The organism is Betaproteobacteria bacterium (assembly GCA_016709965.1).
Lineage (GTDB): Bacteria > Pseudomonadota > Gammaproteobacteria > Burkholderiales > Rhodocyclaceae > Azonexus > Azonexus amarohabitans.
Map to the genome: position 1 here is coordinate 2,282,295 of JADJLT010000001.1, position 23,376 is coordinate 2,305,670.

The window sequence follows — 23,376 nt, forward strand, 5'->3', positions numbered from 1 at the left end:
CCGGCAATTTTATGCCATCAAGCCCGATCTCGCCTTTTCTCTCTGTGCCGCGCCATGTCCTGCCGCTTGGGTGCGGATCGGACCGAAACCTCGTACCTGGTCGGGCCAATTGGCCAGCATGAGTGCATCGTCCGTGCTGACGCCGCGCTGAATGATCAGATCTAGGTCGGCTTCGTAGTTGGTCAGCATGCTACGGTCAACCGCTTTTTCCGGGCCAAAACGGAAAGGGTCGAACCAGCGGCCGCGAATGCCACGGGCTTTCGCGATGATCTTCAGCACCGGCAGCAGCCATGGACCGAAGGTGATTTTCTTCGGCCGCCCGTCCGGCCCCGGCCGGGCAAAAAGCGGTGGGGCAAAATGGAATGCCGGACGTAGCTGGCCTTCGAATTTTTCGCCAAGCTGGCGCAGGAAATCGCCCTCGGCGAAGAGGCGCGCCACCTCGTACTCGTCCTTGGGGGCGAGCAGTCTGGCGTACTGGGTGGCCACGGCACGGCTCAGGGGGGCGTGGCCGATGGCGATAATGCCGTTGACCCGATGCAGGTAGTGGTTGGCGAGGCGGGCATTCTGGTAGGCGGTAAGGTGAGCGACACGGCTGGCGATCAGTTCATGGATGGATGCCTCCGGCAACGTTTCGCCAGTCAGCGGACCTGCGATTTTCGCCACTTTTTCCGGGTTGACCGCAGCGCGGCGCCCCCACAGGAAAGCCATTCGATTGGCCTCGACCGCGGCGCCGTTGAGCATGATGGCCTGTTCCAGCGCGCGGGCGGAGACCGGTACCAGCCCGCACTGCCAGGCGTAACCGAGGAGCAGCATGTTGCCGTAGAGCGCATCGCCCATCAGGCGGCTGGCGAGGTGCTGGGCGTCGATGAACCGGACCCCGTCGGCGCCGAGGGTCTCGCTTAATTGTTGCCGGAGGCCGGATAGCGGGAAATGCCAATCGCGGTCGTGCGTGAAATCGGCGGTGGGGGTTTCGGTGCAACTGACGATGGCGCGGGTATGTCCTTCGAGCATCTTGGATAGCGCTTCGCTGCCGGCGCTGACCACCAGGTCGCCGCCAAGGACGGCATGTGCTTCGCCGGTAGCAATGCGGGCGGCGTGGATGTCTTCCGGTCGGTCGGCGATGCGCAGGTGTGAAAAGACCGCACCGTATTTCTGCGCCAGCCCGGTCATGTCGAGCGTGGAGATGCCTTTGCCGTCGAGATGGGCGGCCATGCCGATCAGGGCGCCGAGGGTGATGACCCCCATGCCGCCGACGCCGGTGATCAGCAGGTTGTACGGTTGGGTCGTGGCCGGCAGTGGTGGCGTGGGCAAAATCGGCCAGCTTTCATCGTCGGCCGCGGCGCGTTGATCTGCGACATTTTTCTTCTTGAGTTGGTTACCGTCGATGGTGACAAAGCTCGGACAGAAACCTTTCAGGCAGGAGAAGTCCTGATTGCAGGAGGACTGGTCAATCTGTCGCTTGGTGCCGAACGCCGTTTCGACCGGCACGATGGAGAGGCAATTGGATTGTACCGAGCAGTCGCCGCAGCCTTCGCAAACCGCTTCGTTGATGAAGACGCGTTTCGTCACGGCGGGCATCTTGCCGCGTTTGCGGCGGCGCCGGGCTTCGGTGGCGCAGACTTGGTCATAGATGAGGACGGAGACGCCGGGACAGTCACGCAGTTCGCGTTGCACTGTGTCGAGTTCGTCGCGGTGGCGAACCGGGACCGAATGTCCACCTGGTCGGGCAAGATCGACTATCTCCGAATATTTCGCGGGGTCAGCGGCCACAATGACTATCTTGTCGATCCCCTCGGCTTCCAGCTGGCGGGTCATGCGAGCGACGCTGAGGATGCCGTCGACTGGCTGGCCGCCGGTCATGGCGACCGCATCGTTGTAGAGAATCTTGTAGGTGATCGGCACCCTTGCTGCAATGGCTTGGCGAATTGCCAGCAGGCCGGAGTGGAAATAGGTGCCATCGCCGAGGTTGGCAAAGATGTGCTTTTCTTCAGTGAAGGGTGCCTGGCCGACCCAGGGCACGCCTTCGCCACCCATGTGGGTGAAGGTCGAGGTTTGCCGATCCATCCACGTCACCATGTAGTGGCAGCCGATGCCGGCGACTGCGCGTGAGCCTTCGGGTACTTTGGTTGAGGTGTTGTGCGGGCAACCCGAGCAGAAGTAGGGCTTGCGCTCGGCCAGTATGATCGGCGTCTGGGCAGCGCGCTGTTTGTCCGCGATCAGCTTCAGCCGCGCGGCAATGGTCGGCGACGTGAAGAAGCGGCCGATACGCTCGGCAATGACGCGAGCGATGGTCGCTACGGGCAATTCGCCGGTGGCCGGCAGCAGCCAGTTGCCGGCGCTCCACTCACCGATTTCGTCGAACTTGCCGATGATCCGTGGGCGGACATCTTCGCGCCAGTTGTAGAGTTCTTCCTTGAGCTGGTATTCGAGCAGCTGTCGCTTTTCCTCGACGACGAGGATTTCATCCAGCCCTTCGGCGAACTGGCGCACGCCTTCCGGCTCCAGCGGCCAGACCATGCCAATCTTGTACAGGCGGATGCCGATCTCGGCAGCCAGCGTGTCGTCGATGCCGAGTTCGTCGAGTGCCTGGCGGACATCCAGATAGCTCTTGCCAGCCGTCAGGATGCCAAGCCTGGGCGTGGGTGAGTCGATGATGATGCGGTTCAATCCGTTGGCGCGGCAATAGGCCAGCGCGGCGTAGAGCTTGTGGTTGAGCAGGCGGGCTTCCTGAACCAGCGGCGGGTCGGGCCAGCGGATGTTCAGACCGTCAGGCGGCAATTCGAAATTTGGCGGAAAAATCGGGTTGACCGCAGCAGGATCGATATTAACGGAAGCGGAGGTCTCGACCGTGTCGGCCAGCGCCTTGAAGGCGACCCAGCAGCCGGAGTAGCGGCTCATTGCCCAGCCATGCAGGCCGAAATCGAGGTATTCCTGCACGTTGGCCGGGTAGAGTACCGGCATCATCACCGCCTTGAAGAAGTGCTCGGTCTGATGCGGCAGGGTCGATGATTTGGCGGCATGGTCGTCACCGGCGATGACCAGCACGCCACCGAACTTCGAGGTGCCGGCCGCGTTGGCGTGGCGGAATACATCACCGCAACGGTCGACCCCCGGCCCCTTGCCGTACCACATGCCGAACACGCCATCGTACTTGGTGCCGGGAAACAGATTGACCTGCTGGCTGCCCCAGACGGCAGTCGCCGCCAGATCTTCATTGATGCCGGGCTGGAAGGTAACGTGGTGTTCGGCGAGATGCGCCTTCGCTTTCCACAGGCCGAGATCGAGATTGCCGAGCGGGCTGCCACGGTAACCGGAAATGAAACCGGCGGTATTGAGGCCTGCCGCAAGGTCGCGTTCGCGTTGCAGCATGGGGAGGCGGATCAGGGCTTGGGTGCCGCTCAGGAAGACGCGCCCGGCGCTGCGGGTGTATTTGTCGTCCAGCGTGGCAGCAAGGTCAACTGGCAGAGCGAGATTGCTCATCGATGGTCTCCGTTGTAACGCCTTGTGAGCGTGATCAATCCTTCTATCGCCAAGGGTGAAGGCGATGGAGGCTTTGGAGGTTTGAGTTTGGCCGAAACCGATCGTTCCGGAAAGTCTGGGTTAACCCAGCGGGAATTTTTGATAAAAAATTAGCCCCGGCGGGCGGGACTGGATGGGTCGTGAGTGGTTCGCCGGCCTAGGCCAGAAACTGGGTCGCCTGGTCAAGGTCGCCGTGGGTGTGTCCTTCATAAAGTGCAGACACGAACTTTCGCCATACGAGATCCGGCTCGCCAATGCGGAAGCCGCAGTAGTGCTGGTCATCAAGGTCCGTTTCCTGGACCGCCTGAACGGTCAGCCGGGAAATTTCGTGCAGGCCGAGCTGTACGGTGGCGTTCAGCCAGACTTCGGGCGGGATCGGCTCGGCAACGCGGGCGCGGAAACCATAACGTGATACTTCGTTAACTTCGATGGAAATCGGTTTGTTGAGAATACTTTTGCCGTTAACCAGCTTAGCCGGACATTTGACTGAAAAACGGCGGTGCTGGCGCATTTGGCGGGCCACGCCCTGATCGGGCAGCGACGGAAGCACCTTCTGGTAATCGGGTAGATCGTAAATCAGGTGGAGCAGTGCCTTTTTACGGTCGCTCAGTTCGGCAAAGACCGTCGTTTTCTTGTTGAAGAAATAGTCGATCAAATCAGGGGTGAGCACCGGGTCATTGGTGGTAAAGAAGCGGCGGTGTGGAATCTGGATGTTGGGTAGTTTGGATTCGATAAAGTAATGGTGCAGGTTGCGGTTTAGTGACTTGCCAGAATAGGCCTTGCGCATGGTTTCCGGCGCATGTTTCAGGTCCAGCGTGGCACCCACTGCCGGAGCCCCGTTCACGAAATCGTAGTTCTCGACGACGTTGGCGGTCAGCCGCTTGAAAAATAGCAGCGACTCGTACATCTCGATATGGCGCGGGTTGACGGCGATGACCAGGTGACGGGTATCGAAGAAGGTCGTGCAGTATTCGTACATGAACTTCATCAACGGGAAAAGGATGGTGCCCCCGGTGCGGCGATATCTGGGATGGACGGCAAGCGCTGAAACTTCGGCAATATTGCCTTCCTTCTCGCGGACGCCAGTCAAATCGAAAATGCGCTGCAGCGGAAAGCCGATGGCGCTCTCGCGGATCAGCGACAGCGTGCCGACGACCTGATCATCGAATTTGGCGCACAGCGTCGTGGTGGTCGGCAGGGCGTGATAGATTGTGACGCGCATGCCGGATGGGTCTGGCGTCATGAATCCGCTGCTGACATAGGCGTCATGCAATAACTTGAAGCAGGCTTCCAGTTCTTCCTTGGTTTCAGCAATCTTGAGAACCAGTCGCTTGTTGGGCGAGGAATCGCAGTCGACAAAGGAACGATAAACGTTGTGTCGGCTCTTCTGCGGGAGCAGGGAGAACAGTTTGCGGGCGGTCTGATTCAGGTAGAACCGTAAACGGGCGAGGGCCGGCATCAACTTTACCCATAAGGAATGACTATTTTGATCATAGCACCTTATGATTGACATGTATTCGGTGCCTCCGGACAATCAGGGGGTGACTTTTACCCTAGAAATCAGGAGAAATATTGATGCGCGCCAAGATTTCCATCATTGCCCTTTCCGTTGCAACGGCTTTTGCCCTCTCTGCCTGTGGACAGAAAGAGGAGCCAAAGCCGGTCGCTGCCCCGGCAGCACCCGCCGCTAAACCAGAAGTTATCGTCAAGCTTGGGCACGTTGCGCCGATGACGGGGCCCCAGGCACATCTGGGCAAGGATAATGAAAACGGTGCTGTGCTCGCCATCGAAGAGCTGAACGCCGAAGGAATGGAAATTGGTGGCGCCAAGGTCAAGTTCGAGTTGCTGGCTGAAGATGACGCAGCCGATCCGAAGCAGGGTGCCATCGTGGCCCAGAAGCTGGTCGACGCCAAGGTTAACGGGGTGATCGGCCACCTGAATTCGGGTACCACCATTCCGGCTTCCAAGCTCTATGCTGACGCAGGCATCCCGCAGATTTCCGGATCGGCGACCAATCCGAAGTACACCCAGCAGGGCTTCGCCACGGCTTTCCGTGTGATGGCCAACGATGTCCAGCAGGGCAAGAGTCTGGGCGAATTCGCCGTCAAGCAGGGCGTCAAGACGGTGGCCATCGTTGACGACCGCACAGCCTACGGCCAGGGTCTGGCCGACGAGTTCAGGAAGGCGGCCGAAGCCGCCGGTATCAAGGTGGTGGCAACGGAGTACACCACCGACAAGGCGACTGACTTCAAGGCCATCCTGACCAAAATCAAGTCGACCAAGGCCGAGTTGGTTTTCTTTGGCGGCATGGATGCCCAGGGTGGACCGATGGCCAAGCAGATGAAGGAGTTGGGTATCAAGGCCAAATTCCTCGGTGGCGATGGTGTCTGCACGCCGGAGTTCATGAAGCTGGGCGGCGCAGCAACGGAAGGCCAGTTCTGCTCGCTGCCGGGCATGCCGCTGGATAAGCTGGCCAAGGGGCCGGCCTTCCGCGAAAAGTTTACCAAGAAGTTCGGTGCTGATATTCAGCTTTATGCGCCCTACGTTTATGATGCAGTGATGGTCATGGCCGATTCGATGAAGCGTGCTGACTCGGTTGAGCCCGCCAAGTTCCTGCCGGCCATTGGCAAGACCAAATACGACGGCGTGACGGCGATGATCGAATTTGATTCGGTCGGTGACCTGAAGGGGGGCGCCATTTCGATTTACCAGTACAAGGGGGGCAAGCTGGAATACGTCGAGACCCTGGGTGGCAGCCCGGCTGATTCCGTCAAGTCGGATGTCAAGGAAGCCGTTTCTGATGTGAAGGATGCGGCCAAGGCAGTCGCTGGCGCGGCTGTGGCGGTCGGCAAGGAAGCCGTGGGTGGCGCCAAGGATGTTGCCAAGGCTGCCGCAGAAGCCAGCAAGGATGCCGTGAAGGCGGGTACCGAGGCTGTCAAGAATGCTGCTGAAGCCACCAAAGCTGCAGCTGAAAAGCAGTAATTTGTTGATGCGCTGAATCGAAACGGCACCGCAAGGTGCCGTTTCCACATGCCGGACCAGAAAAAGACTAAATGGATATCTTCCTTCAGCAGATCATCAACGGACTCGTGCAGGGCAGCATCTACGCGCTGGTCGCGCTGGGCTACACGATGGTTTACGGCATCATGGGGTTGATCAACTTTGCCCATGGCGAGGTGGTGATGATCGGCACACTGGTGACAATCACCGTCGCCGGTTCATTGATCGCGGCTGGCATGCCGGTGGCGCTGGCCGGCATGGCCGGGCTGAGTGCTTCGGTGCTGGTCTGCATGGCGCTGGGCTGGGGGCTGGAGCGCATTGCCTATCGCCCGCTGCGCAATGCACCGCGCCTGACGCCGCTGATCACGGCGATCGGCATGTCCATCGTGCTGCAGAATCTGGCGATGATGGTCTGGGGACGGAATTACCTGACCTTTCCCTCGTTTCTGCCCAAAATCAATTTCGAATTTGCCGGCGCCAATTTCACGGCCATTCAGGTCATCATCGTGCTCGTTTCGGCGCTGACGATGGGTGGTTTGCTGTTGCTGGTCTATCGCACCAAGCTGGGCATGGCGATGCGCGCCACGGCACAGAATCCGGCCGTCGCCAGCCTGATGGGCGTCAATATCAATCGCGTCATTGCTGCTGCCTTCGTCATCGGTTCGGCACTCGGGGCGCTGGCCGGTGTCATGGTTGGTGGTTATTACGAAATTGCCCATTACCAGATGGGTTTCATGCTCGGTCTCAAGGCTTTTACGGCGGCCGTGCTGGGCGGTATCGGCAATCTGGCCGGTGCGATGTTGGGTGGTATTTTGCTCGGTATCATCGAGGCGCTGGGGGCGGGCTACATCGGACAGCTGACAGGCGGTTTTCTCGGCAGCCACTATCAGGATATTTTTGCCTTCGTGGTGCTGATCGTGGTGCTGATGTTCAAACCTTCAGGTCTGTTTGGTGAAAAGACGGGGGATCGGGCATGAAAAACAGCCCATTTTTTCGGTCGACCGCGGGAGTCGCCCTGATCGCTGCTGCATTGATTGCGCTGCCCTTCGTAGCTGCACTGGGCGGGCAGGCCTGGGTGCGTATCCTTGATTTCGCGATCCTTTACGTTTTTCTGGCGCTGGGCCTGAACATCGTCGTTGGTTTTGCCGGCCTGCTTGACCTTGGTTATATCGCCTTCTACGCTGTTGGTGCCTACACTTGGGCTTTGCTGGCCAGTCCGCATTTCGGGCTGCATTTGCCGATCTGGGTGATTCTGCCCATCGGCGGAACGCTGGCTTGTCTGGCCGGCGTCGTGCTCGGTTCGCCGACCTTGAAGTTGCGTGGCGACTATCTAGCGATTGTCACGCTCGGTTTCGGAGAAATCGTCCGTATTTTCCTGAACAACCTGAATGCCCCATTCAATTTGACCAACGGGCCTCAGGGCATCACGCTGATTGATCCGGTGGCATTTGGCAGTTTCAAATTTTCCGGTACGACGCAGGTTTTCGGCTTTGCGCTGAGCGGGCCTCAGAAGTATTACTACCTGCTCGTTGCGTTGGCCATACTGGTCATCATCATCAATCTGCGGCTACAGAATTCGCGCATCGGTCGTGCCTGGCAGGCGATTCGTGAAGATGAAATCGCCGCCAAGGCGATCGGCATCAATACCCGCAACCTCAAGCTGCTGGCTTTCGCCATGGGCGCCAGCTTCGGCGGGATTGCCGGCGGTATTTTTGCCGCCATGCAGGGTTTTGTGTCGCCGGAAAGCTTCTCGTTAATCGAATCGATCATGATCCTGGCCATGGTGGTGCTCGGTGGCATGGGGCACATTCCTGGCGTCATTCTCGGTGCCGTGCTCTTGTCAATTTTGCCGGAAGTGTTGCGCTACAGTATCGGGCCACTCCAGATGGCGGTTTTCGGCAAGATGCTGCTCGATCCGGAAAGCCTGCGCATGCTCGTCTTCGGCCTGGCACTGGTGCTCGTCATGCGTTTCAAGCCGGCCGGTTTGTGGCCTTCGCCGGAACGCAAGCGTGAGTTGCAGGAGGCCAAATCATGAGCGGCGTCTTGCTTGAAGCCAACGCGGTGGCCAAGCATTTTGGCGGCGTCAAGGCACTGCGCGACGTGTCGCTGAGTATTCGTCAAGGCGAAATTTACGGGCTGATCGGCCCGAACGGTGCTGGCAAGACGACCTTCTTCAATTGCATGACCGGGCTTTACGTACCTGACGGTGGCGGCTTTGTTTTCGACGGCGCGCCGCTGATCGCCGATGCGCCGCATCAGGCGGCGGAGCGCGGCATCGCTCGCACCTTTCAGAACATCCGCCTGTTCGGCAACATGACGGCCTTGGAAAACGTGATGGTCGGCCGCCATGTGCGGACCCGGGCCGGTGTGCTCGGGGCAATTTTCCAGAATGCGACGACCAAGACCGAAGAGGCCGCGATCCGCCAGAAGGCACTCGACCTGCTGCACTATGTCCGCATCGAAGAACGCGCCGAGGATCTGGCCAAGAATTTGTCTTACGGTGACCAGCGTCGCCTGGAAATCGCCCGCGCCCTGGCTACCGAGCCGAAGCTGCTCTGCCTGGATGAACCCGCGGCCGGCATGAATGCCACCGAAACGGCTGAATTGCGCGATCTGGTCGATGGTATTCGCCGCGACGGCACCACTGTTTTGCTGATTGAACATGACGTCAAGCTGGTCATGGGTCTGTGCGACCGCGTGGCCGTGCTCGACTATGGCGCGCTGGTTATCGAGGATGTGCCGGCCATCGTGCAAAAAGATCAACGTGTTATTGAGGCTTACCTGGGTGCTTGAAGTTACCGGACTCCACGTCGCCTACGGCGGCATCCAGGCGGTGCGCAGCATCACCTTCCACGTTAACGAAGGCGAAACCGTCGCGCTGATCGGCGCTAACGGGGCTGGCAAAAGCAGCACGCTGAAAGCGATTTCGCGGGTGATCGATGCAGTGGGCGGCGACGTACATTTCTGCGGTGAGAAAATCAGCCGTATCGCGCCGCATGACGTCATCCGCAAGGGTATTGCGCTGGTTCCGGAAGGGCGCGGCGTTTTTCCCCGCCTGACGGTGCTGGAAAACCTGCACATGGGCGCCTACATCCACGATTCCACGGTCAACACGGAAAAAGACCTGAAAATGGTATTTGGTTATTTTCCCCGCCTGAAAGAGCGTGGAAGCCAGCTGGCCGGCACGCTTTCTGGTGGCGAACAGCAAATGCTGGCCATCGGTCGTGCCCTGATGAGCCGCCCGAAGATGCTGCTGCTCGATGAACCGTCGATGGGGCTGGCGCCGATCATGGTCCAGAAGATTTTCGAGGTCGTCCGTGCCGTGGCGGCCGATGGCATGACCATCCTGCTCATCGAGCAGAACGCCAAACTTGCGCTGCAATGCAGTCAGCGGGGTTATGTCTTGGAAAGTGGCGAAATCACGCTGAATGGAGACTCAGTCAGCCTTTTGGGCGATCCGAAGGTGCGAGCCGCCTATCTGGGCGAGTGAGTTGTCCGGGCCGAGGCATGCATCCCTCATCGTGCCGATGGCTGCCTGTGGGATAATTGCAACCCTTTCGCAACACTCGTCGCAGGCATGGCAAAAGATTTACCGATTCAATTCAAGGGCACCACGCTCAAGATCATCCAGACGCAACTGCGCACCACTGACCACGCCGCGCTGCATCAAGCACTCACCGAACTGACTGGCAACAGCCCGGACTTCTTCGAGAATGAGCTGGCTGTGCTCGATTTCAGCCAGGCTCAGGCATTGCCCGAGGCTGCCGACTGGGCCGGGATCGTTGATCTGCTTAGCCAGTCAGGTCTCAACGTGGTGGCTACGATTGGCCTGCCGGATGAGTTGGCGATTTCTGCTGCAGCGGCCGGCTTGCCGGTGGTGGGTGTCGATGCCCTTGGCCGTCAACGGGCGAAAGCAGACGAAGCACCCAAGTCACCGCCGGTGGTCGCCCCTGTGCCGCCGCCTGTTGCAGCGCCCGAACCCGCGCCGCGCACCATAATCCTCGACAAGCCGCTGCGCTCCGGCCAGCGTTTCTACGCCAAGGGCTGCGACCTGATCGTGACCGCCATGGTCAGCGCCGGTGCCGAGGTGATTGCCGATGGCAACATCCACGTTTATGCCCCGCTGCGCGGCCGTGCGCTGGCCGGTGCCAGTGGCGACAAGAATGCCCGAATTTTCACCACCAGCCTGGAGGCCGAACTGCTTTCCATTGCTGGCCTGTACCGTACTTTTGAAGCAGGCGTGCCCGCCGAACTGCTTCGTCAGCCCGCCACCGTCAGCCTCGTTGAGGATGCCGGCGAACTTCGGCTGACCATTGTTCCGCTGGCGCTTCGCTAACACCTATTCCTATAACTTCCCAACGAGAAATCACCGTGACCAGAATCGTCGTCGTAACTTCCGGCAAAGGCGGGGTCGGCAAGACCACCACCAGCGCCAGCTTCTCCTCCGGCCTCGCCATGCGCGGCTTCAAGACTGCCGTCATCGACTTCGACGTCGGCCTGCGCAACCTTGACCTGATCATGGGCTGCGAGCGCCGCGTCGTTTATGACCTGATCAACGTCATCAACGGCGAAGCAACGCTGACCCAGGCCATGATCAAGGACAAGCACACCGACAACCTCTACGTGCTGCCAGCGTCGCAGACGCGTGACAAGGATGCGCTGACCGAAGAGGGCGTCGAAAAGGTCATCAAGGAGCTGGAACACCAGGGCTTCGACTACATCGTCTGCGACTCGCCGGCCGGTATTGAATCTGGCGCCATCATGGCACTGACCTTTGCCGACGAGGCACTGGTCGTCACCAACCCGGAGGTCTCTTCCGTGCGTGACTCCGACCGCATCCTCGGCATCCTGCAGGCCAAGTCCCGTCGTGCCATCGAAGGCCGCGACCCGGTCAAGGAACACCTGCTCATTACCCGTTACAACCCGACCCGCGTTGAAGCCGGCGAAATGCTGTCGTACAAGGACATCCAGGAAATCCTGCGCGTGCCTATCATCGGCGTCATTCCGGAATCCGAAGAAGTGCTGCAGGCCTCCAACCAGGGCTCGCCGGTCATCCACCAGAAGGAAACCGATGCCGCCGAGGCTTACCATGACGTGATCACCCGCTTCCTGGGTGAAGACAAGCCACTGCGTTTCGTCGACTACGTCAAGCCGGGCCTCTTGAAGCGCCTGTTCGGAGGCAAGTGACATGTCGTGGCTCCAGAAACTCTTCGGCAACCAGCCGAAAACGGCACAGGTCGCCAAGGAACGCCTGCAACTGATCATCGCCCATGAGCGCGATGGCGGCGGCAGCAGCGCCAACTTCCTGCCCGACCTGCAACGCGAACTGATCGCCGTGATCTCCAAGTACGTCAAGGTGAACACCGACGATATCCGCGTTTCGCTGGAAAAACAGGGCAATTACGAAGTGCTTGAAGTCAATATTGTCTTGCCCGAAAAGGGTTGAGGCGAGCTGATGCTGGTCTTAACGACTTCTGATTCATCGAAGTTCGTTTGCTGAGATGTATCAAACGCTTTGCCATGCCGGCAGGTCACAATGCCGGCATTGTCTTTTTCAGGATTCCGCCGCCATGAAATTCCGCCATTCGTTCGCTGCACTGGCAGTCATTCTGCTCGCTTCCATGCTGCATGCTGAAGAGGTCAAGTCACTCGATAGCCTGCAAAAAATGGCTTATGGGCTGATGCTCAAGCAGGGAGACAGACTCATATTCGCGCCCTGCCGTGACCGCAGCTACGCCAATGTTGAAGATGTCTCGGCGGACGGTAGCGTTACCAGCGTCCTGAACAGTGTGGGTCTGGGTGCCGGCAAGCGGCTCTATGTCGAACTGCTCGGTGTGCTCCATAACGGTACATTGAATGCCTCGGCGGTGAACATGGCGCGCGTCGAAGGGCGATGCCAGATGCCGGGTGGCAAGGCGGAGTCATGGCGGGCGGCGGGCAATGATCCGGCTTGGGCACTGGTGGCTGGGAGCGAGTACGTTCAGCTGCGACGCTACGGGAACCCGGAGGTCGTGCTGCCCTACACGGAATTTCGCACCGAAGGCAACGTAACTCGCTACGACGGCGCGAACGAGCATTACAAACTGTCGGTGCGCTTTGACAAAACCCTGTGCCGGGATACTGAAACAAATGGTGTTTTTGCCTGGACGGCAACACTCAACCTGAATGGTCAGGCGTTGAAGGGTTGTGCCTGGGCGCGGTAGGGTGTGTAAATGCCGCGGCATCCGCAATTTTTAATGGGAATGTGTATCCGCGATTGATGCATGCGGGGCGCACTGCGCTGCACAATGTTCGCTTGAAATATGCCATCGAGGTGGCAGAGACTGTCTCTCGACGTTCCCGGAGCCGTCGTGCGCCGAAGCTGGATGAAATTCACGGGAAAGTGACAACGCTGCCCTCCAGGTTCGCTGGAAGCAGTCGATCAACACCAGCGTCAAAAGATTTGAAGCTGTCTGCCAAATAGGAATGCCAGTTTTCTTGACGATGCGGCTCCTGTGCAGTCACCTGACACTCACCGAGTGCCGTCTTAGAAGGGCTCTTCTCCAGCACGGCCCGCAAGATTACCCGGGGTTCAAGGCACTAATACCCTGTGCTTGACCCTACTTAAAGGTAAGGGCCGCAGTTAAACTGCCGCACTACGCGCGTACGCGCCGCTCGGTGCGCATCTTTGGAGAACACGCATGGAATGGCAACAAAGACTGGATACGTTCTCAGGCATGCTGCCTGAAGACCAGCAGACTTGGTTGCGCGTAGCAGCCGGTCTGATTGCCCTGATATTGGGCCTGCTATGGCTGGAAAGCCGGTATTTCAAACCTACCGGGCGTATGGGTAGTTGGTTAGCCGTCCGCTTGGTCTCGGCACTGGCTGCACCCCTCACGCTGGCAGTGCTTGTGTTGCCGGCGCGTGCTGCCTCGGGCCCTGAGACACTGCTCGTCTTTTACATTGCGCTTTTCACGGTTGCCCCGCTGATCTGGTTTGGCAGCCATGTGCTGGCTGGGGGGCGTGTGCGCCCGGAACTCACGCGCTCCGAAAGTCTGGTGCTGGGGGTTACCGGTCTGGCGATTCTGGCGATTCCGGGCACAGCGTACTTTGCAGTCCAGGGGCCTTTATATGCAGCCTCGCGCGATATCGCCCTACGCCGCGAAGTGCCTGCTGGCAATCCACCGTTGCAACACACAGTGCAAGCCGTGCGGCGCTACCACTTGGCAGGAGCTGGGGTAATCTATACCCAATCCTTACTGGGCGCCCCTGACAGTCGTCTGGTCCGCGTGGAGTTGCGTCAAGGTGGGCAGTGGCCCACAAACCAATCCACCGCCCACCCCGTTTACTGCACCAACGGCAATGATGTACACCTGATGTGGTCAGCGAAGGAAGCTCCGCCTTACCTGCGCCTGCACTGGGCGCAATCCAATGGCGTCGTGGTGCGATCAGAATTCACGCCCAACATGGCTTTCGATGCTGCGCCACCTCTGGCGGAATTTACCATTGGGTTCCGCACTGACGGAGTCGACCCCATCGCCCCGATTCCGCGTGAGCGCGTCTACCTAATTTTGACAAAAGAAGGATTGACTCCTTACACCCAAATGTTGGGAAACCCACCTGGCGCCGGGGAAGTGCGCAGCACCGACTGTGTGATGACTGGCTTTAAACGATGGTCCAGCAGCGAAGGTTGGCAGGTGCAGGCGATTGGGATGTTGTTCTACCTGCCCATCGGCAGCGAGTCCCTGCGCAGCCTGATAGAAAGACCTTTATAAGTCGCCGGTCATCAGCCATTGATGGAATTACGCAAGCTGTCTTCATCCTGATAGCGCCTGCCGGTGCCCATCATTGTCAGTGCGGCAAGGTGTTCTATCGAATTTTGGGAACCGGGTAACGCCCAAACTGAACCAGCGGCGGGTATGGCCACTGCTGAGAACTCGATGGAAAATTCTGGCTCACGTCGAATGACGGCTCCCACTGCAGCGCAGAGCGCTAAACGCAAAAGCGGAGCAACCAAAGGTGAGTGGCCAGATCGGCGCGAACAGCGAACTGAACGTCGGCTTTAGGGGAGTTCCCCGTACATTTCGTCTTGAGCCGAAGTGAGACGGACCCGCAAAGAGCGAACTGGCATGTTGTTTGGCACAGTGAAAAATCAATCACGGATTACACATGGCGTTTTTATGTGTTGGCTCACTTTCGCGGTCAACCGGAAAAATCGGCCAAAAATCAAATACTCGAAAACGTGAAAGCGTCGGCGAAGAACTCTTCTTCCGGCAAGCCTTTGGCCATGAAATCACGTTTCGCCGCATCGATCATCACCGGTGCGCCGCAGGCATAGGCCTGATAGCCGGAGAGGTCCGGGAAATCAGCCAAAACCGCTTGATGCACGAAGCCGGTACGACCCTGCCAGTCATCGCCGGCCGCCGGTTCGGACAACACCGGGATGTACTTGATGTTGGCGTGTTCCGCCGCCCATTTTTCCGGCAGTGCGTTTTGGTACAGATCGACCAACGCCTTGGCGCCCCAGTAGATGTGCATGGGGCGATCACATTTTTCGGCAATGGCGTGTTCGACGATGGCTTTGATCGGGGCAAAGCCGGTGCCGCCGGCGAGCAGGATCATCGGTTTCTGCGAATCCTCGCGCAGGTAGAAGGTGCCGTGCGGGCCGTTGAAACGCAGGATGTCACGCACCTTCATGGTCGAGAAGAGCTGATCGGTGAACAGGCCGCCTGCTACGTGGCGAATATGCAGTTGCAGGAAGGCATCGTCGTGCGGTGCATTGGCCAGCGAATAGCTGCGCTTTTTGCCGTCCTTGAGCAGGATGTCGATGTATTGACCGGCCCAGAATTGCAGGCGTTCGCTGGCTGGCAGGCGCAGGTGCAATTCGATGACATCCGGCGCCAGCCTTTCCAGCTTTTCAATGCGCGTGGGTAGCGTCTTGACCGGAATGTCACCTGCCAGTCGCACCTGCTTGCATTCGATGACCAGATCGGAGCGCGCGCTGGCGCAGCAGTAGAGCGCCAGACCTGCTGCCTTTTCGTCGTCCTTGAGGGCTGCCAACTGAGCCTTGCCGTGATCTACCGTGCCGCTCAGCACTTTACCCTTGCAGGAGCCGCAGGCGCCATCCTTGCAGCCGTAGGGCAGGGTCAGGCCCTGGCGTAGCGCAGCATCAAGCAGCGTTTCATCGTCTTCGGCAACAAACTGTCGGCCGCTGGGCTGGACAGTGATTTGGTAGCTCATTTGTTCCCCTTGCTCGTCGGCTACAATGCAGCCGTGCAAAAAATCCTGATTGTCGGCAGCGGGGACGTGGCCCGCCGCATTCTTTCCCGCATTGCTCAGTGCCCGGCGCGCGCTCGCGTTTATGCACTGCTGCGCGACCCGGCACGTGCCGCCGATTGGCGCGAGGCAGGCGCGACGCCGGTGCTGGCCGATCTTGACGACCGCGGCAGTCTGCAGCGTATCGCCGGACTGGCCGATGTCATCCTGCATCTGGCGCCGCCGCCCGGTGAAGGCGGGCACGACACACGCACCCGCAACCTTCTGGCGGCGCTGGGCACAGCCAAAAGTCTACCACGGCGGCTCATTTACGTAAGTACGACAGGGGTTTACGGTGATTGTAGCGGCGCACGAATTGATGAAGTGCGACGCACGAATCCCGAAAGCGCGCGCGCTGGTCGCCGCGTAGATGCGGAACGTCGTCTTCGCGCCTGGGGCAGAAGCACCGGGGTGGCCATTTCCATCCTGCGCGCACCGGGCATTTATGCCGCCGACCGTTTGCCGCTGGATCGTTTGAAACGCGGTTTGCCGGCCTTGAATGATGCGGATGATGCCTTCACCAATCACATTCACGCCGATGATCTGGCGGCGGCCTGCATTGCCGCATTGACTCACGGCGGCGCCAGCCGCGTTTACAATGTCGTCGATGATTCCGATCTGAAAATGGCCGAGTATTTTGACCGTGTGGCCGATGCCTTCGAACTGCCCCGGCCACCTCGCATTTCGCGGCAAGAGGCAGAGCAAACGCTGTCTCCCGTACAGATGTCCTTCATGCGCGAGTCGCGGCGTATCGGCAATCAGCGTCTGAAAAAAGAATTAAAACTGCGCCTCGCGTACCCGACGGTTGACGTCGGGATAGCGGAGGCGCGCTTAAGGAGAGTCGCATGCTCGTCGTAAAGACACTGCATATCTGGATGGTGATTTCGTGGTTTGCCGGCCTGTTCTACCTGCCGCGCATTTTTGTCAATCTGGCCATGGTGCCGGCGGATAGTAAGGCCGAGCGTGATCGCCTGTTGCTGATGGCGGGCAAACTTTACAAGTTCATGACGCCGCTGGGCGTCCTCGCCGTGGCTCTCGGTTTTTGGCTATGGTTCGGCTATGGCTTTGGTGGTGGCTGGCTGCATGCCAAGACGGCGCTGGTCGCGATACTGGCCGTCTATCACTGGCATTGCGGCCGGGTACTCAAGCAGTTCCAGGATGCGAACAACAACAAGACCCACATCTGGTACCGTTTTTACAATGAATTGCCGGTCGTAATACTGCTGATTGTCCTTTTTCTCGTCGTCCTGAAGCCTTTCTGACATGAACAAATATTTCGCAATTTGCCCGCGCGGGCTGGAAGAACTGCTAGCCGAAGAGCTGCGGGCTGTCGGTGGCGAAGAGCTGCGGCCGACGCATGGCGGCGTTTTCTTTTCCGGTGACTGGTCGGTCTGCTATCGCGCCAACCTTGAGTCACGGCTGGCCACCCGCATCCTGTGGCACATCGTCAAGGGGCCGTACGCCAAGGAGGAAGACATCTATCGGTTGGCCGTTCGCCAGTTGTGGCCGAATCATTTCGACGTGACGCGCACCATGCGTGTGGTGACCACGGCGATCAAATGCCCGCTCAAGTCGCTGGATTTTGTCACGCTGCGCGTCAAGGATGCCATTTGCGACCGTTTCCGCGAGGACCGCGGTGATCGCCCGAATATCGAGACACGGAACCCGGATGTCAGCGTCCATGTTTTTCTGTCCGAAAATGAATGTACGCTCTATCTCGACACATCCGGCCAGCCGCTCTGGCAGCGCGGGTTTCGCAAGGCCAGCATCGATGCGCCGCTGAAGGAAAACCTGGCAGCCGGCATCCTCAAGATCACCGGCTGGCAGCCCGGTACCCCGCTGGTTGACCCGATGTGCGGCAGCGGCACCTTCCTGCTGGAAGCTGTGCAAATGGCGCTTGACCGGGCACCGGGGCTGGATCGCGGCTTTTCCTTCGAGATGCTGAAAAGCTTCGAGGCCATGAACTGGGCGAATATTCGTGCTGCGGCAGAGGCGCGCGTCAAGCCGGCAGAACCGATGGATATCCGCGGTTACGACATCGACGACAAGGCTGTTCGGGCGACTCGCCGAAATCTTCAGGAGGCCGGATTTGGCGGCATTGTCACCGTCGACCGCCAGGATTTGCTTGATACCCAGCCGTTGACGGAGCACGGCATCATGGTGGCCAATCCGCCCTATGGCGAGCGTATTGGTGAGCAGGACGAACTAGCGGCTTTCTATCCCGACCTCGGATCTGCGCTGAAAAAGCACTGGGCCGGCTGGAACTGCTTCTTCTTTACCGCTGACCTGCGTCTGCCCAAGCTGGTCGGCCTCCGGCCCAGCCGCAAGACGCCGCTGTTCAATGGCCCGCTGGAGTGCAGACTTTTTGAAATTCGCATGGTTGCCGGTAGCAATCGCAAGCCATGATCGCCGCAATCCCATTAGAATCGAATTTGATCTTGGTCAGCTTGTTGCCCCGATCGCTATGTGAGCATTAATTTTCTAAAATAATTATTGGAGATAGCACATGCCCGTTCAGGCCCTTTACCAGCAAAAACGGATGTCAGCCGCCGATGCCATACGCGTCGTCAAAAATGGTGACACCATCGTTGTTCCGACTGCGGTCGGCGAGCCACCCAGCCTGCTGACGGCTTTGTCAGACGCCCGCCGCGATTTTCGTGATGTGCAGATTTCTCAGATTCTTGCTGTGCGCAAATTTGGCTACATCGATCCGGAAACCGTCGAGAATGTTCGCCATACTGCCTATTTTTATAGCGGTGCCACCCGCCCCGGCGGCAAGGACGGCTGGATTGATTTCATCCCGGCCTATTTCTCTGAAATGCCGCAGTTGCTCAACCGTGGCCAGATGCCGGCGGATGTCGTTTTCAGTATGGCTTCGCCGATGGACGAGCACGGCTTTTTCTCGCTGGCGCTGGCCGCTGACTACACCATGGCAGCAATTAATCGGGCGCGCGTGGTGGTGCTTGAAGTGAACCCGAACGTACCGTTTGCCAACGGTGATTGCCACATCCATATTTCGCAAGTGACCGCTCTTTGCGAAAGCGACGAACCGATCCTTGAAGTGGGCCTGCCCAAGATCGGGCCGGTTCAGGAAGCCATCGGCAAATATGTCGCCGAGATGATTCCCGATGGCGCCACGTTGCAAATCGGTTATGGCGGCATTCCGGATGCTGTGGTGATGCAGCTGACCGACAAGCAAGATCTGGGTATCCACACCGAAATGGTCGGTGACGGCATCATGTCGCTGGTTGAGGCAGGCGTCGTTACCAACCGCAAGAAGAATTATCACCCGGGCAAGATGCTGGCCACCTTCGCACTGGGGTCGAAAAAGCTGTATCAATTCATGCACCGCAATCCGGCGCTTGAAATGCACCCGGTTGATATCACAAATGACCCTTATCTGGCTGGCAAGAACGACAACCTCCACGCCATCAATGCCACGATGCAGATCGACTTTCTCGGTCAGTGCGGCTCGGAAAGCCTCGGTCCGGTTCCTTATTCCGGTACCGGTGGGCAGTCTGATTTCGTGCGTGCCGCCAACCGTTCCAATGGTGGCAAGGCCTTCATCGTGCTGCCGTCGACGGCCAAGGATGACACCATCTCCCGTATCGTGCCGACACTGTCATCGGGTACGCATGTATCGACCAGCAAGAACGACATCAACTACGTGGTGACCGAGTTTGGCGTCGCACAGTTGCGTGGCAAGACTGCCAAGCAGCGGACCGAAGCACTGATTGGCATTGCCCATCCGAATTTCCGCGGCGAGTTGCGCGAAGCGGCGAAACGCCTGAAGCTGCTTTGATTGGCGCTTACAAACTGTAGCAATTTTGTTCGCCCGGTTTGCCGATAATTAGCTATCGTACAAGTGAGTTATTGGTAGATCGGGTGTCATCATGAAAGTGCAAAAATTCATTGTTGTAATGCTGGCCTTGTTCCTGGCCGGCACGGGCGGCGCTTGGGCGCATGGCTGGCGCGGTAATGTCGGCGTCTATATTGGCGGCCCCGTCTGGGGGCCGGTTTGGTATCCACCGCCCTACTATTACCCGCCACAGGTGGTGGTCGTGCCGCCGTCGCAGCCACCGGTTTATATCGAGCAATCACAACCCGCTGCGCAGTCGTTCTGGTATTACTGCAAGAGTGCCAAAGGGTACTACCCGTATGTCAAGGAGTGTCCTGAAGGCTGGCAGAAAGTGTTGCCGCAACCGGAGAAATAATATGGCTGAAACGAAATTTGCATCGCGCCTGAGCGTATTGGGTATTGCCTTGCTGCTTGGCGCCTGTACGGTGATGCCGACCGGGCCGAGTGTGATGGTCTTGCCGGGTACCGGACAAAATTTTGATCGCTTCCGGGCTGACGACATGGATTGCCGCCAGTTTGCCTACTATCAGGTGGGTGGCAAGACGGCTCAGGACGGCGCCCGTGAGTCAGCGATTACCAGTGCAGCCGTTGGTACGGCGGTAGGCGCACTGGCTGGTGCTGCAATTGGCGGCAATGGTCAGGGCGCGGCGATCGGCGCCGGGGCTGGCTTGTTGATGGGCAGTGCGGTCGGTAGTGATTCTGCGCGTGCGTCCGGTGTCGGGACACAGCGTCAATATGACAATGCCTATATCCAGTGCATGTACAGCAAGGGGCATCGCGTCCCGGTGCCGGCCAACATGAGTTATTCGGCGCCGGTGCGTGCCCAGGATGCCGGGATTCCCCCTCCCCCCCCGGGATCACCGCCACCGCCGCCGCCATCCCTCAAGAAATAAGGCAAAAAAATCCCCGGACCAAGTGCCGGGGATTTTCATTTTGGCTGTTTTTTCCGGTTGACCGCAGCAACCGACTTTTTGGGGTCGTAGCGGCTTATCGGCCAGTCAAATCAGGCGACGCCGGCGCTATGTGCCTGCTCGTCTGCCCAGTAGCTGGAACGCACCATCGGCCCGCAGGCTGCTCCGGTGAAGCCCATCTTTTTGGCTTCTTCTTCGTACATCTTGAAGGTGTCGGGATGAACGTAGCGGGTGACCGGCAGATGGTGGCCGGAGGGGGCAAGATACTGGCCGATGGTCAGCATTTCAACGTCGTGGGCACGCAGGTCACGCATGACGTCGAGAATTTCTTCGTCAGTTTCGCCGAGGCCGACCATCAGACCGGATTTGGTCGAGACGTTGGGGTAGCGAGCCTTGAATTGCTTGAGGAATTCCAGCGAATGCGCGTAGTCGGCGCCCGGGCGGGCCTGCTTGTAGAGGCGGGGCACGGTTTCCATGTTGTGGTTGAGCACGTCGGGCAGAGCGCCGCCGAGGACTTCCAGGGCGACATCCATGCGGCCGCGGAAGTCGGGCACCAGCGTTTCGACGGTGGTGGTTGGTGACAGTTCGCGGGTGTTGCGGATGACGTCGACGAAGTGCTGGGCGCCGCCGTCCCTTAAGTCGTCGCGGTCGACGCTGGTGATGACCACGTATTTCAGTTTCAGCATGGCGACCGACTCGGCCAGTTCGCGCGGCTCGTCGGGGTTGGGCGCGAGTGGCTGGCCGTGGCCGACGTCACAGAACGGGCAGCGCCGGGTGCAGATGTCACCGAGGATCATAAAGGTGGCCGTGCCGCGGCCGAAGCATTCGCCGATGTTGGGGCAGGCGGCTTCTTCGCAGACCGTATGCAGCTTCTTTTCACGCAGCATGGTCTTGATTTCGCCAAAGCGTCCGGCGCTGTTGCCGGCCTTGACGCGTATCCATTCCGGCTTGCGCAGCGGCGTGTCGACCGGCACGATCTTGATAGGGATGCGCGCGGTTTTGAGTTCGCCTTTTTGCTTGACGCCTTTTTCAGCCATGTTGTTTGTCCAGTTGCAGCAGCAGGTGTTGAGAGAGTTGCTCGCCGGCCTCTTGGGGCGTGAGCGGAATATTCAGATCTTTGGTCTGGATGACCTTGAGCCCAGCATAGCCGCAGGGATTGATCGCTGTAAATGGGTAAAGATCCATATCGACATTGAGCGATAAACCGTGGTAGCTGCAGCCGTTTCGTATGCGCAGGCCGAGGGCGGCGACCTTGGCATCGCCGACGTAGACACCGGGGGCGCCGGCGCGGCGTTCAGCCGTAACGCCATAGCTTGCCAGTAGGTCGATGACGGCCTGCTCGATGGCTGTGACCAGTTCGCGCACCTTGATTTTCAGGCGCGCCAGGTCAAGCAACAGGTAGATCACGACCTGGCCGGGGCCGTGGTAGGTGACCTGGCCGCCGCGGTCAATCTTGACGATGGGGATGCCGACATCGCGCAGGATGTGCTCGGGCTTGCCGGCCTGGCCAAGGGTGTACACCGGCGTATGCTCGACGATCCAGATTTCGTCAGGCGTTTCGGTCGTGCGCGTCGCGGTGAAGTCCTGCATGGCCTGAAAGGTCGGGGCATAGTCGACCTGCCCGAGCCGTTTGACGACAAGGCTCACAGCACCACTTTGATCATCGGGTGGCCGCTCAGGTCGGTGTACAGCGCATCAAGTTGCGGCTTGGAGGTGGCGATGACAGTACAGGTCAGGCTGACATAGTTGCCGCCCGAACTGGCGCGCATCTCCATGGAGGCGCCATCGAAATCCGGTGCGTGCAGGGTGACAATCTCAAGGACGACCTGAGCCAGGCTGTCGTCAGCCTTGCCCATGATCTTCAGGGGGAATTCACAGGGAAATTCGAGGAGGGTGTCCTTGTACGAAGCCATGTCAGCCTTTGCGCATTACGCTGTTCTTGAAATCCTGATACCACTGCCACATCCGCTCGCCGAGCGGGCCGGGTTTGCCCGATCCGACCGGGTTGCCATCCAGTGTGGTGATCGCCAGAATTTCCTTGGTCGATGAGGTCATCCAGACCTCGTCGGCGGCACGAAGTTCAGTTTCTTCGATTTCGGCGATTTTTACCGGTTGACCGTGGCGCTCGGCCAATTCGAGGATGACGTCGTAGGTGATGCCGGGCAACATCAGATGCGTCTTGGGTGGCGCGAATAGCACACCATTCTTGACGACAAAGATGTTCGAGGCAGCGCCTTCCTTCATGAAGCCATCGCGTATCAGCAGCGCTTCGGCACAGCCTTGCTCGACGGCCTGCTGGCGGGCCAGTATGTTGGCGAGCAGCGAGACGACCTTCAAATCGCAGCGTGACCAGCGCAGGTCGGGGACGGTAATCGCCGCGACGCCGGTGGCGCGCACCTCGGGCGGGGTGGTGACCAGCGGCGAAGAAAAGGCGAAGGCGGTCGGCGGCACGCTGGCTGGCGGAAAGGCGTGGTCCCGCTTGTCGTCGGCGCCACGGGTGACCTGCAGATAGATCGACTGGTCTTCCCACGGTGCGGTTTCGATCAGTTTCAGGACAACCGCTTTCCAGCCGTCGGCGCTCAGTGGATTGGCCAGCTTGATCCCGTCCAGAGTCGCCTGCAGTCGATGGATGTGCTCGTCAATGCGAAAAGCCCGGCGCGAATAGACCGGGATCAGTTCATAGACACCGTCGCCATACAGAAAACCGCGATCCAGCGGCGAAATACCCGCTTCCGCCAGCGGCAGCAAGCGACCATTCAGAAAGACCGGGTCGGCGACGTAGGGCGTCATGAG

The 23,376-nt window shown here is 59.2% G+C and carries 23 protein-coding genes; 16 read left to right on the forward strand and 7 right to left on the reverse strand.

Annotated features, from left to right (window positions below; all coding sequences use genetic code 11):
* Nucleotides 1–9 precede the first annotated feature (9 nt).
* Both IPJ12_11185 and IPJ12_11190 read right to left on the reverse strand, forming a co-directional pair.
* Nucleotides 10–3,480, reverse strand: coding sequence for an indolepyruvate ferredoxin oxidoreductase family protein (locus IPJ12_11185; protein ID MBK7647707.1), 3,471 nt, complete (start codon nt 3,478–3,480; stop codon nt 10–12).
* Between the two features lie 196 nt (nt 3,481–3,676).
* Nucleotides 3,677–4,978 (reverse strand): GNAT family N-acetyltransferase, encoded by a 1,302-nt coding sequence (locus IPJ12_11190; GenBank protein ID MBK7647708.1) that lies wholly within the window; start codon nt 4,976–4,978, stop codon nt 3,677–3,679.
* A 116-nt stretch (nt 4,979–5,094) separates the two neighbouring features.
* Here IPJ12_11190 and IPJ12_11195 point away from each other — a divergent pair, with 116 nt between their 5' ends.
* The 10 genes from IPJ12_11195 to IPJ12_11240 all read left to right on the forward strand — a co-directional run bounded on the left by IPJ12_11195 (nt 5,095) and on the right by IPJ12_11240 (nt 14,273).
* Entirely contained in the window at nt 5,095–6,501 is a 1,407-nt protein-coding gene (locus IPJ12_11195) for a branched-chain amino acid ABC transporter substrate-binding protein (GenBank protein MBK7647709.1), read from the forward strand.
* A 71-nt stretch (nt 6,502–6,572) separates the two neighbouring features.
* Nucleotides 6,573–7,496 carry a branched-chain amino acid ABC transporter permease gene (locus IPJ12_11200; protein MBK7647710.1) on the forward strand — a complete coding sequence of 308 codons (924 nt, stop codon included), beginning with the start codon at nt 6,573–6,575 and terminating at the stop codon, nt 7,494–7,496.
* Nucleotides 7,493–8,554 carry an ABC transporter ATP-binding protein gene (locus tag IPJ12_11205; protein ID MBK7647711.1) on the forward strand — a complete coding sequence of 354 codons (1,062 nt, stop codon included), beginning with the start codon at nt 7,493–7,495 and terminating at the stop codon, nt 8,552–8,554. Before IPJ12_11200 ends, IPJ12_11205 begins: the two co-directional genes overlap by 4 nt.
* On the forward strand, nt 8,551–9,312 hold the full coding sequence (locus IPJ12_11210) for an ABC transporter ATP-binding protein (GenBank protein ID MBK7647712.1): 762 nt from the start codon (nt 8,551–8,553) through the stop codon (nt 9,310–9,312). Before IPJ12_11205 ends, IPJ12_11210 begins: the two co-directional genes overlap by 4 nt.
* Entirely contained in the window at nt 9,305–10,009 is a 705-nt protein-coding gene (locus tag IPJ12_11215; GenBank protein MBK7647713.1) for an ABC transporter ATP-binding protein, read from the forward strand. Before IPJ12_11210 ends, IPJ12_11215 begins: the two co-directional genes overlap by 8 nt.
* An 87-nt stretch (nt 10,010–10,096) precedes the next feature.
* Nucleotides 10,097–10,855 (forward strand): septum site-determining protein MinC, encoded by a 759-nt coding sequence (minC, locus tag IPJ12_11220; protein ID MBK7647714.1) that lies wholly within the window; start codon nt 10,097–10,099, stop codon nt 10,853–10,855.
* Between the two features lie 35 nt (nt 10,856–10,890).
* Nucleotides 10,891–11,706 carry a septum site-determining protein MinD gene (gene minD / locus IPJ12_11225; GenBank protein MBK7647715.1) on the forward strand — a complete coding sequence of 272 codons (816 nt, stop codon included), beginning with the start codon at nt 10,891–10,893 and terminating at the stop codon, nt 11,704–11,706.
* Nucleotide 11,707: 1 nt separating this feature from the next.
* The gene (minE, locus tag IPJ12_11230) at nt 11,708–11,965 is read left to right on the forward strand and encodes a cell division topological specificity factor MinE (protein ID MBK7647716.1); all 258 of its coding nucleotides are present in this window, start codon (nt 11,708–11,710) and stop codon (nt 11,963–11,965) included.
* Nucleotides 11,966–12,089: 124 nt separating this feature from the next.
* Nucleotides 12,090–12,722 (forward strand): hypothetical protein, encoded by a 633-nt coding sequence (locus IPJ12_11235; protein ID MBK7647717.1) that lies wholly within the window; start codon nt 12,090–12,092, stop codon nt 12,720–12,722.
* Between the two features lie 477 nt (nt 12,723–13,199).
* Nucleotides 13,200–14,273 (forward strand): hypothetical protein, encoded by a 1,074-nt coding sequence (locus IPJ12_11240; protein ID MBK7647718.1) that lies wholly within the window; start codon nt 13,200–13,202, stop codon nt 14,271–14,273.
* 451 nt (nt 14,274–14,724) lie between these two features.
* Here IPJ12_11240 and IPJ12_11245 read toward each other — a convergent pair whose 3' ends face one another.
* The gene (locus IPJ12_11245; GenBank protein ID MBK7647719.1) at nt 14,725–15,738 is read right to left on the reverse strand and encodes a CDP-6-deoxy-delta-3,4-glucoseen reductase; all 1,014 of its coding nucleotides are present in this window, start codon (nt 15,736–15,738) and stop codon (nt 14,725–14,727) included.
* Between the two features lie 33 nt (nt 15,739–15,771).
* On the opposite strand from IPJ12_11245, the gene IPJ12_11250 reads away from it, so the two are divergent.
* The 6 genes from IPJ12_11250 to IPJ12_11275 all read left to right on the forward strand — a co-directional run bounded on the left by IPJ12_11250 (nt 15,772) and on the right by IPJ12_11275 (nt 20,565).
* On the forward strand, nt 15,772–16,671 hold the full coding sequence (locus tag IPJ12_11250; GenBank protein ID MBK7647720.1) for an SDR family oxidoreductase: 900 nt from the start codon (nt 15,772–15,774) through the stop codon (nt 16,669–16,671).
* On the forward strand, nt 16,659–17,075 hold the full coding sequence (locus IPJ12_11255; protein MBK7647721.1) for a CopD family protein: 417 nt from the start codon (nt 16,659–16,661) through the stop codon (nt 17,073–17,075). Before IPJ12_11250 ends, IPJ12_11255 begins: the two co-directional genes overlap by 13 nt.
* A 1-nt stretch (nt 17,076) precedes the next feature.
* Nucleotides 17,077–18,219, forward strand: a complete 1,143-nt coding sequence (locus IPJ12_11260; protein ID MBK7647722.1) for a class I SAM-dependent RNA methyltransferase — start codon at nt 17,077–17,079, stop codon at nt 18,217–18,219.
* A gap of 100 nt (nt 18,220–18,319) precedes the next feature.
* A complete protein-coding gene (locus tag IPJ12_11265) occupies nt 18,320–19,615 on the forward strand; it encodes an acetyl-CoA hydrolase/transferase family protein (GenBank protein MBK7647723.1) in 1,296 nt (431 codons plus the stop codon).
* 91 nt (nt 19,616–19,706) lie between these two features.
* On the forward strand, nt 19,707–20,027 hold the full coding sequence (locus IPJ12_11270) for a hypothetical protein (protein ID MBK7647724.1): 321 nt from the start codon (nt 19,707–19,709) through the stop codon (nt 20,025–20,027).
* 1 nt (nt 20,028) lies between these two features.
* A complete protein-coding gene (locus IPJ12_11275) occupies nt 20,029–20,565 on the forward strand; it encodes a hypothetical protein (protein MBK7647725.1) in 537 nt (178 codons plus the stop codon).
* Between the two features lie 110 nt (nt 20,566–20,675).
* Here the strand turns inward: IPJ12_11275 and lipA are convergent, their stop codons facing one another.
* From lipA to IPJ12_11295, 4 genes are read right to left on the reverse strand one after another with little or no spacing between them, the layout of a single operon-like run.
* Nucleotides 20,676–21,620 (reverse strand): lipoyl synthase, encoded by a 945-nt coding sequence (lipA, locus tag IPJ12_11280; protein MBK7647726.1) that lies wholly within the window; start codon nt 21,618–21,620, stop codon nt 20,676–20,678.
* The gene (lipB, locus tag IPJ12_11285) at nt 21,613–22,230 is read right to left on the reverse strand and encodes a lipoyl(octanoyl) transferase LipB (GenBank protein MBK7647727.1); all 618 of its coding nucleotides are present in this window, start codon (nt 22,228–22,230) and stop codon (nt 21,613–21,615) included. Before lipB ends, lipA begins: the two co-directional genes overlap by 8 nt.
* A complete protein-coding gene (locus IPJ12_11290; GenBank protein MBK7647728.1) occupies nt 22,227–22,496 on the reverse strand; it encodes a DUF493 domain-containing protein in 270 nt (89 codons plus the stop codon). The genes lipB and IPJ12_11290 overlap by 4 nt, the downstream gene beginning before the upstream one ends.
* A gap of 1 nt (nt 22,497) precedes the next feature.
* Nucleotides 22,498–23,373, reverse strand: a complete 876-nt coding sequence (locus IPJ12_11295) for a D-amino acid aminotransferase (protein ID MBK7647729.1) — start codon at nt 23,371–23,373, stop codon at nt 22,498–22,500.
* Nucleotides 23,374–23,376: the final 3 nt, after the last annotated feature.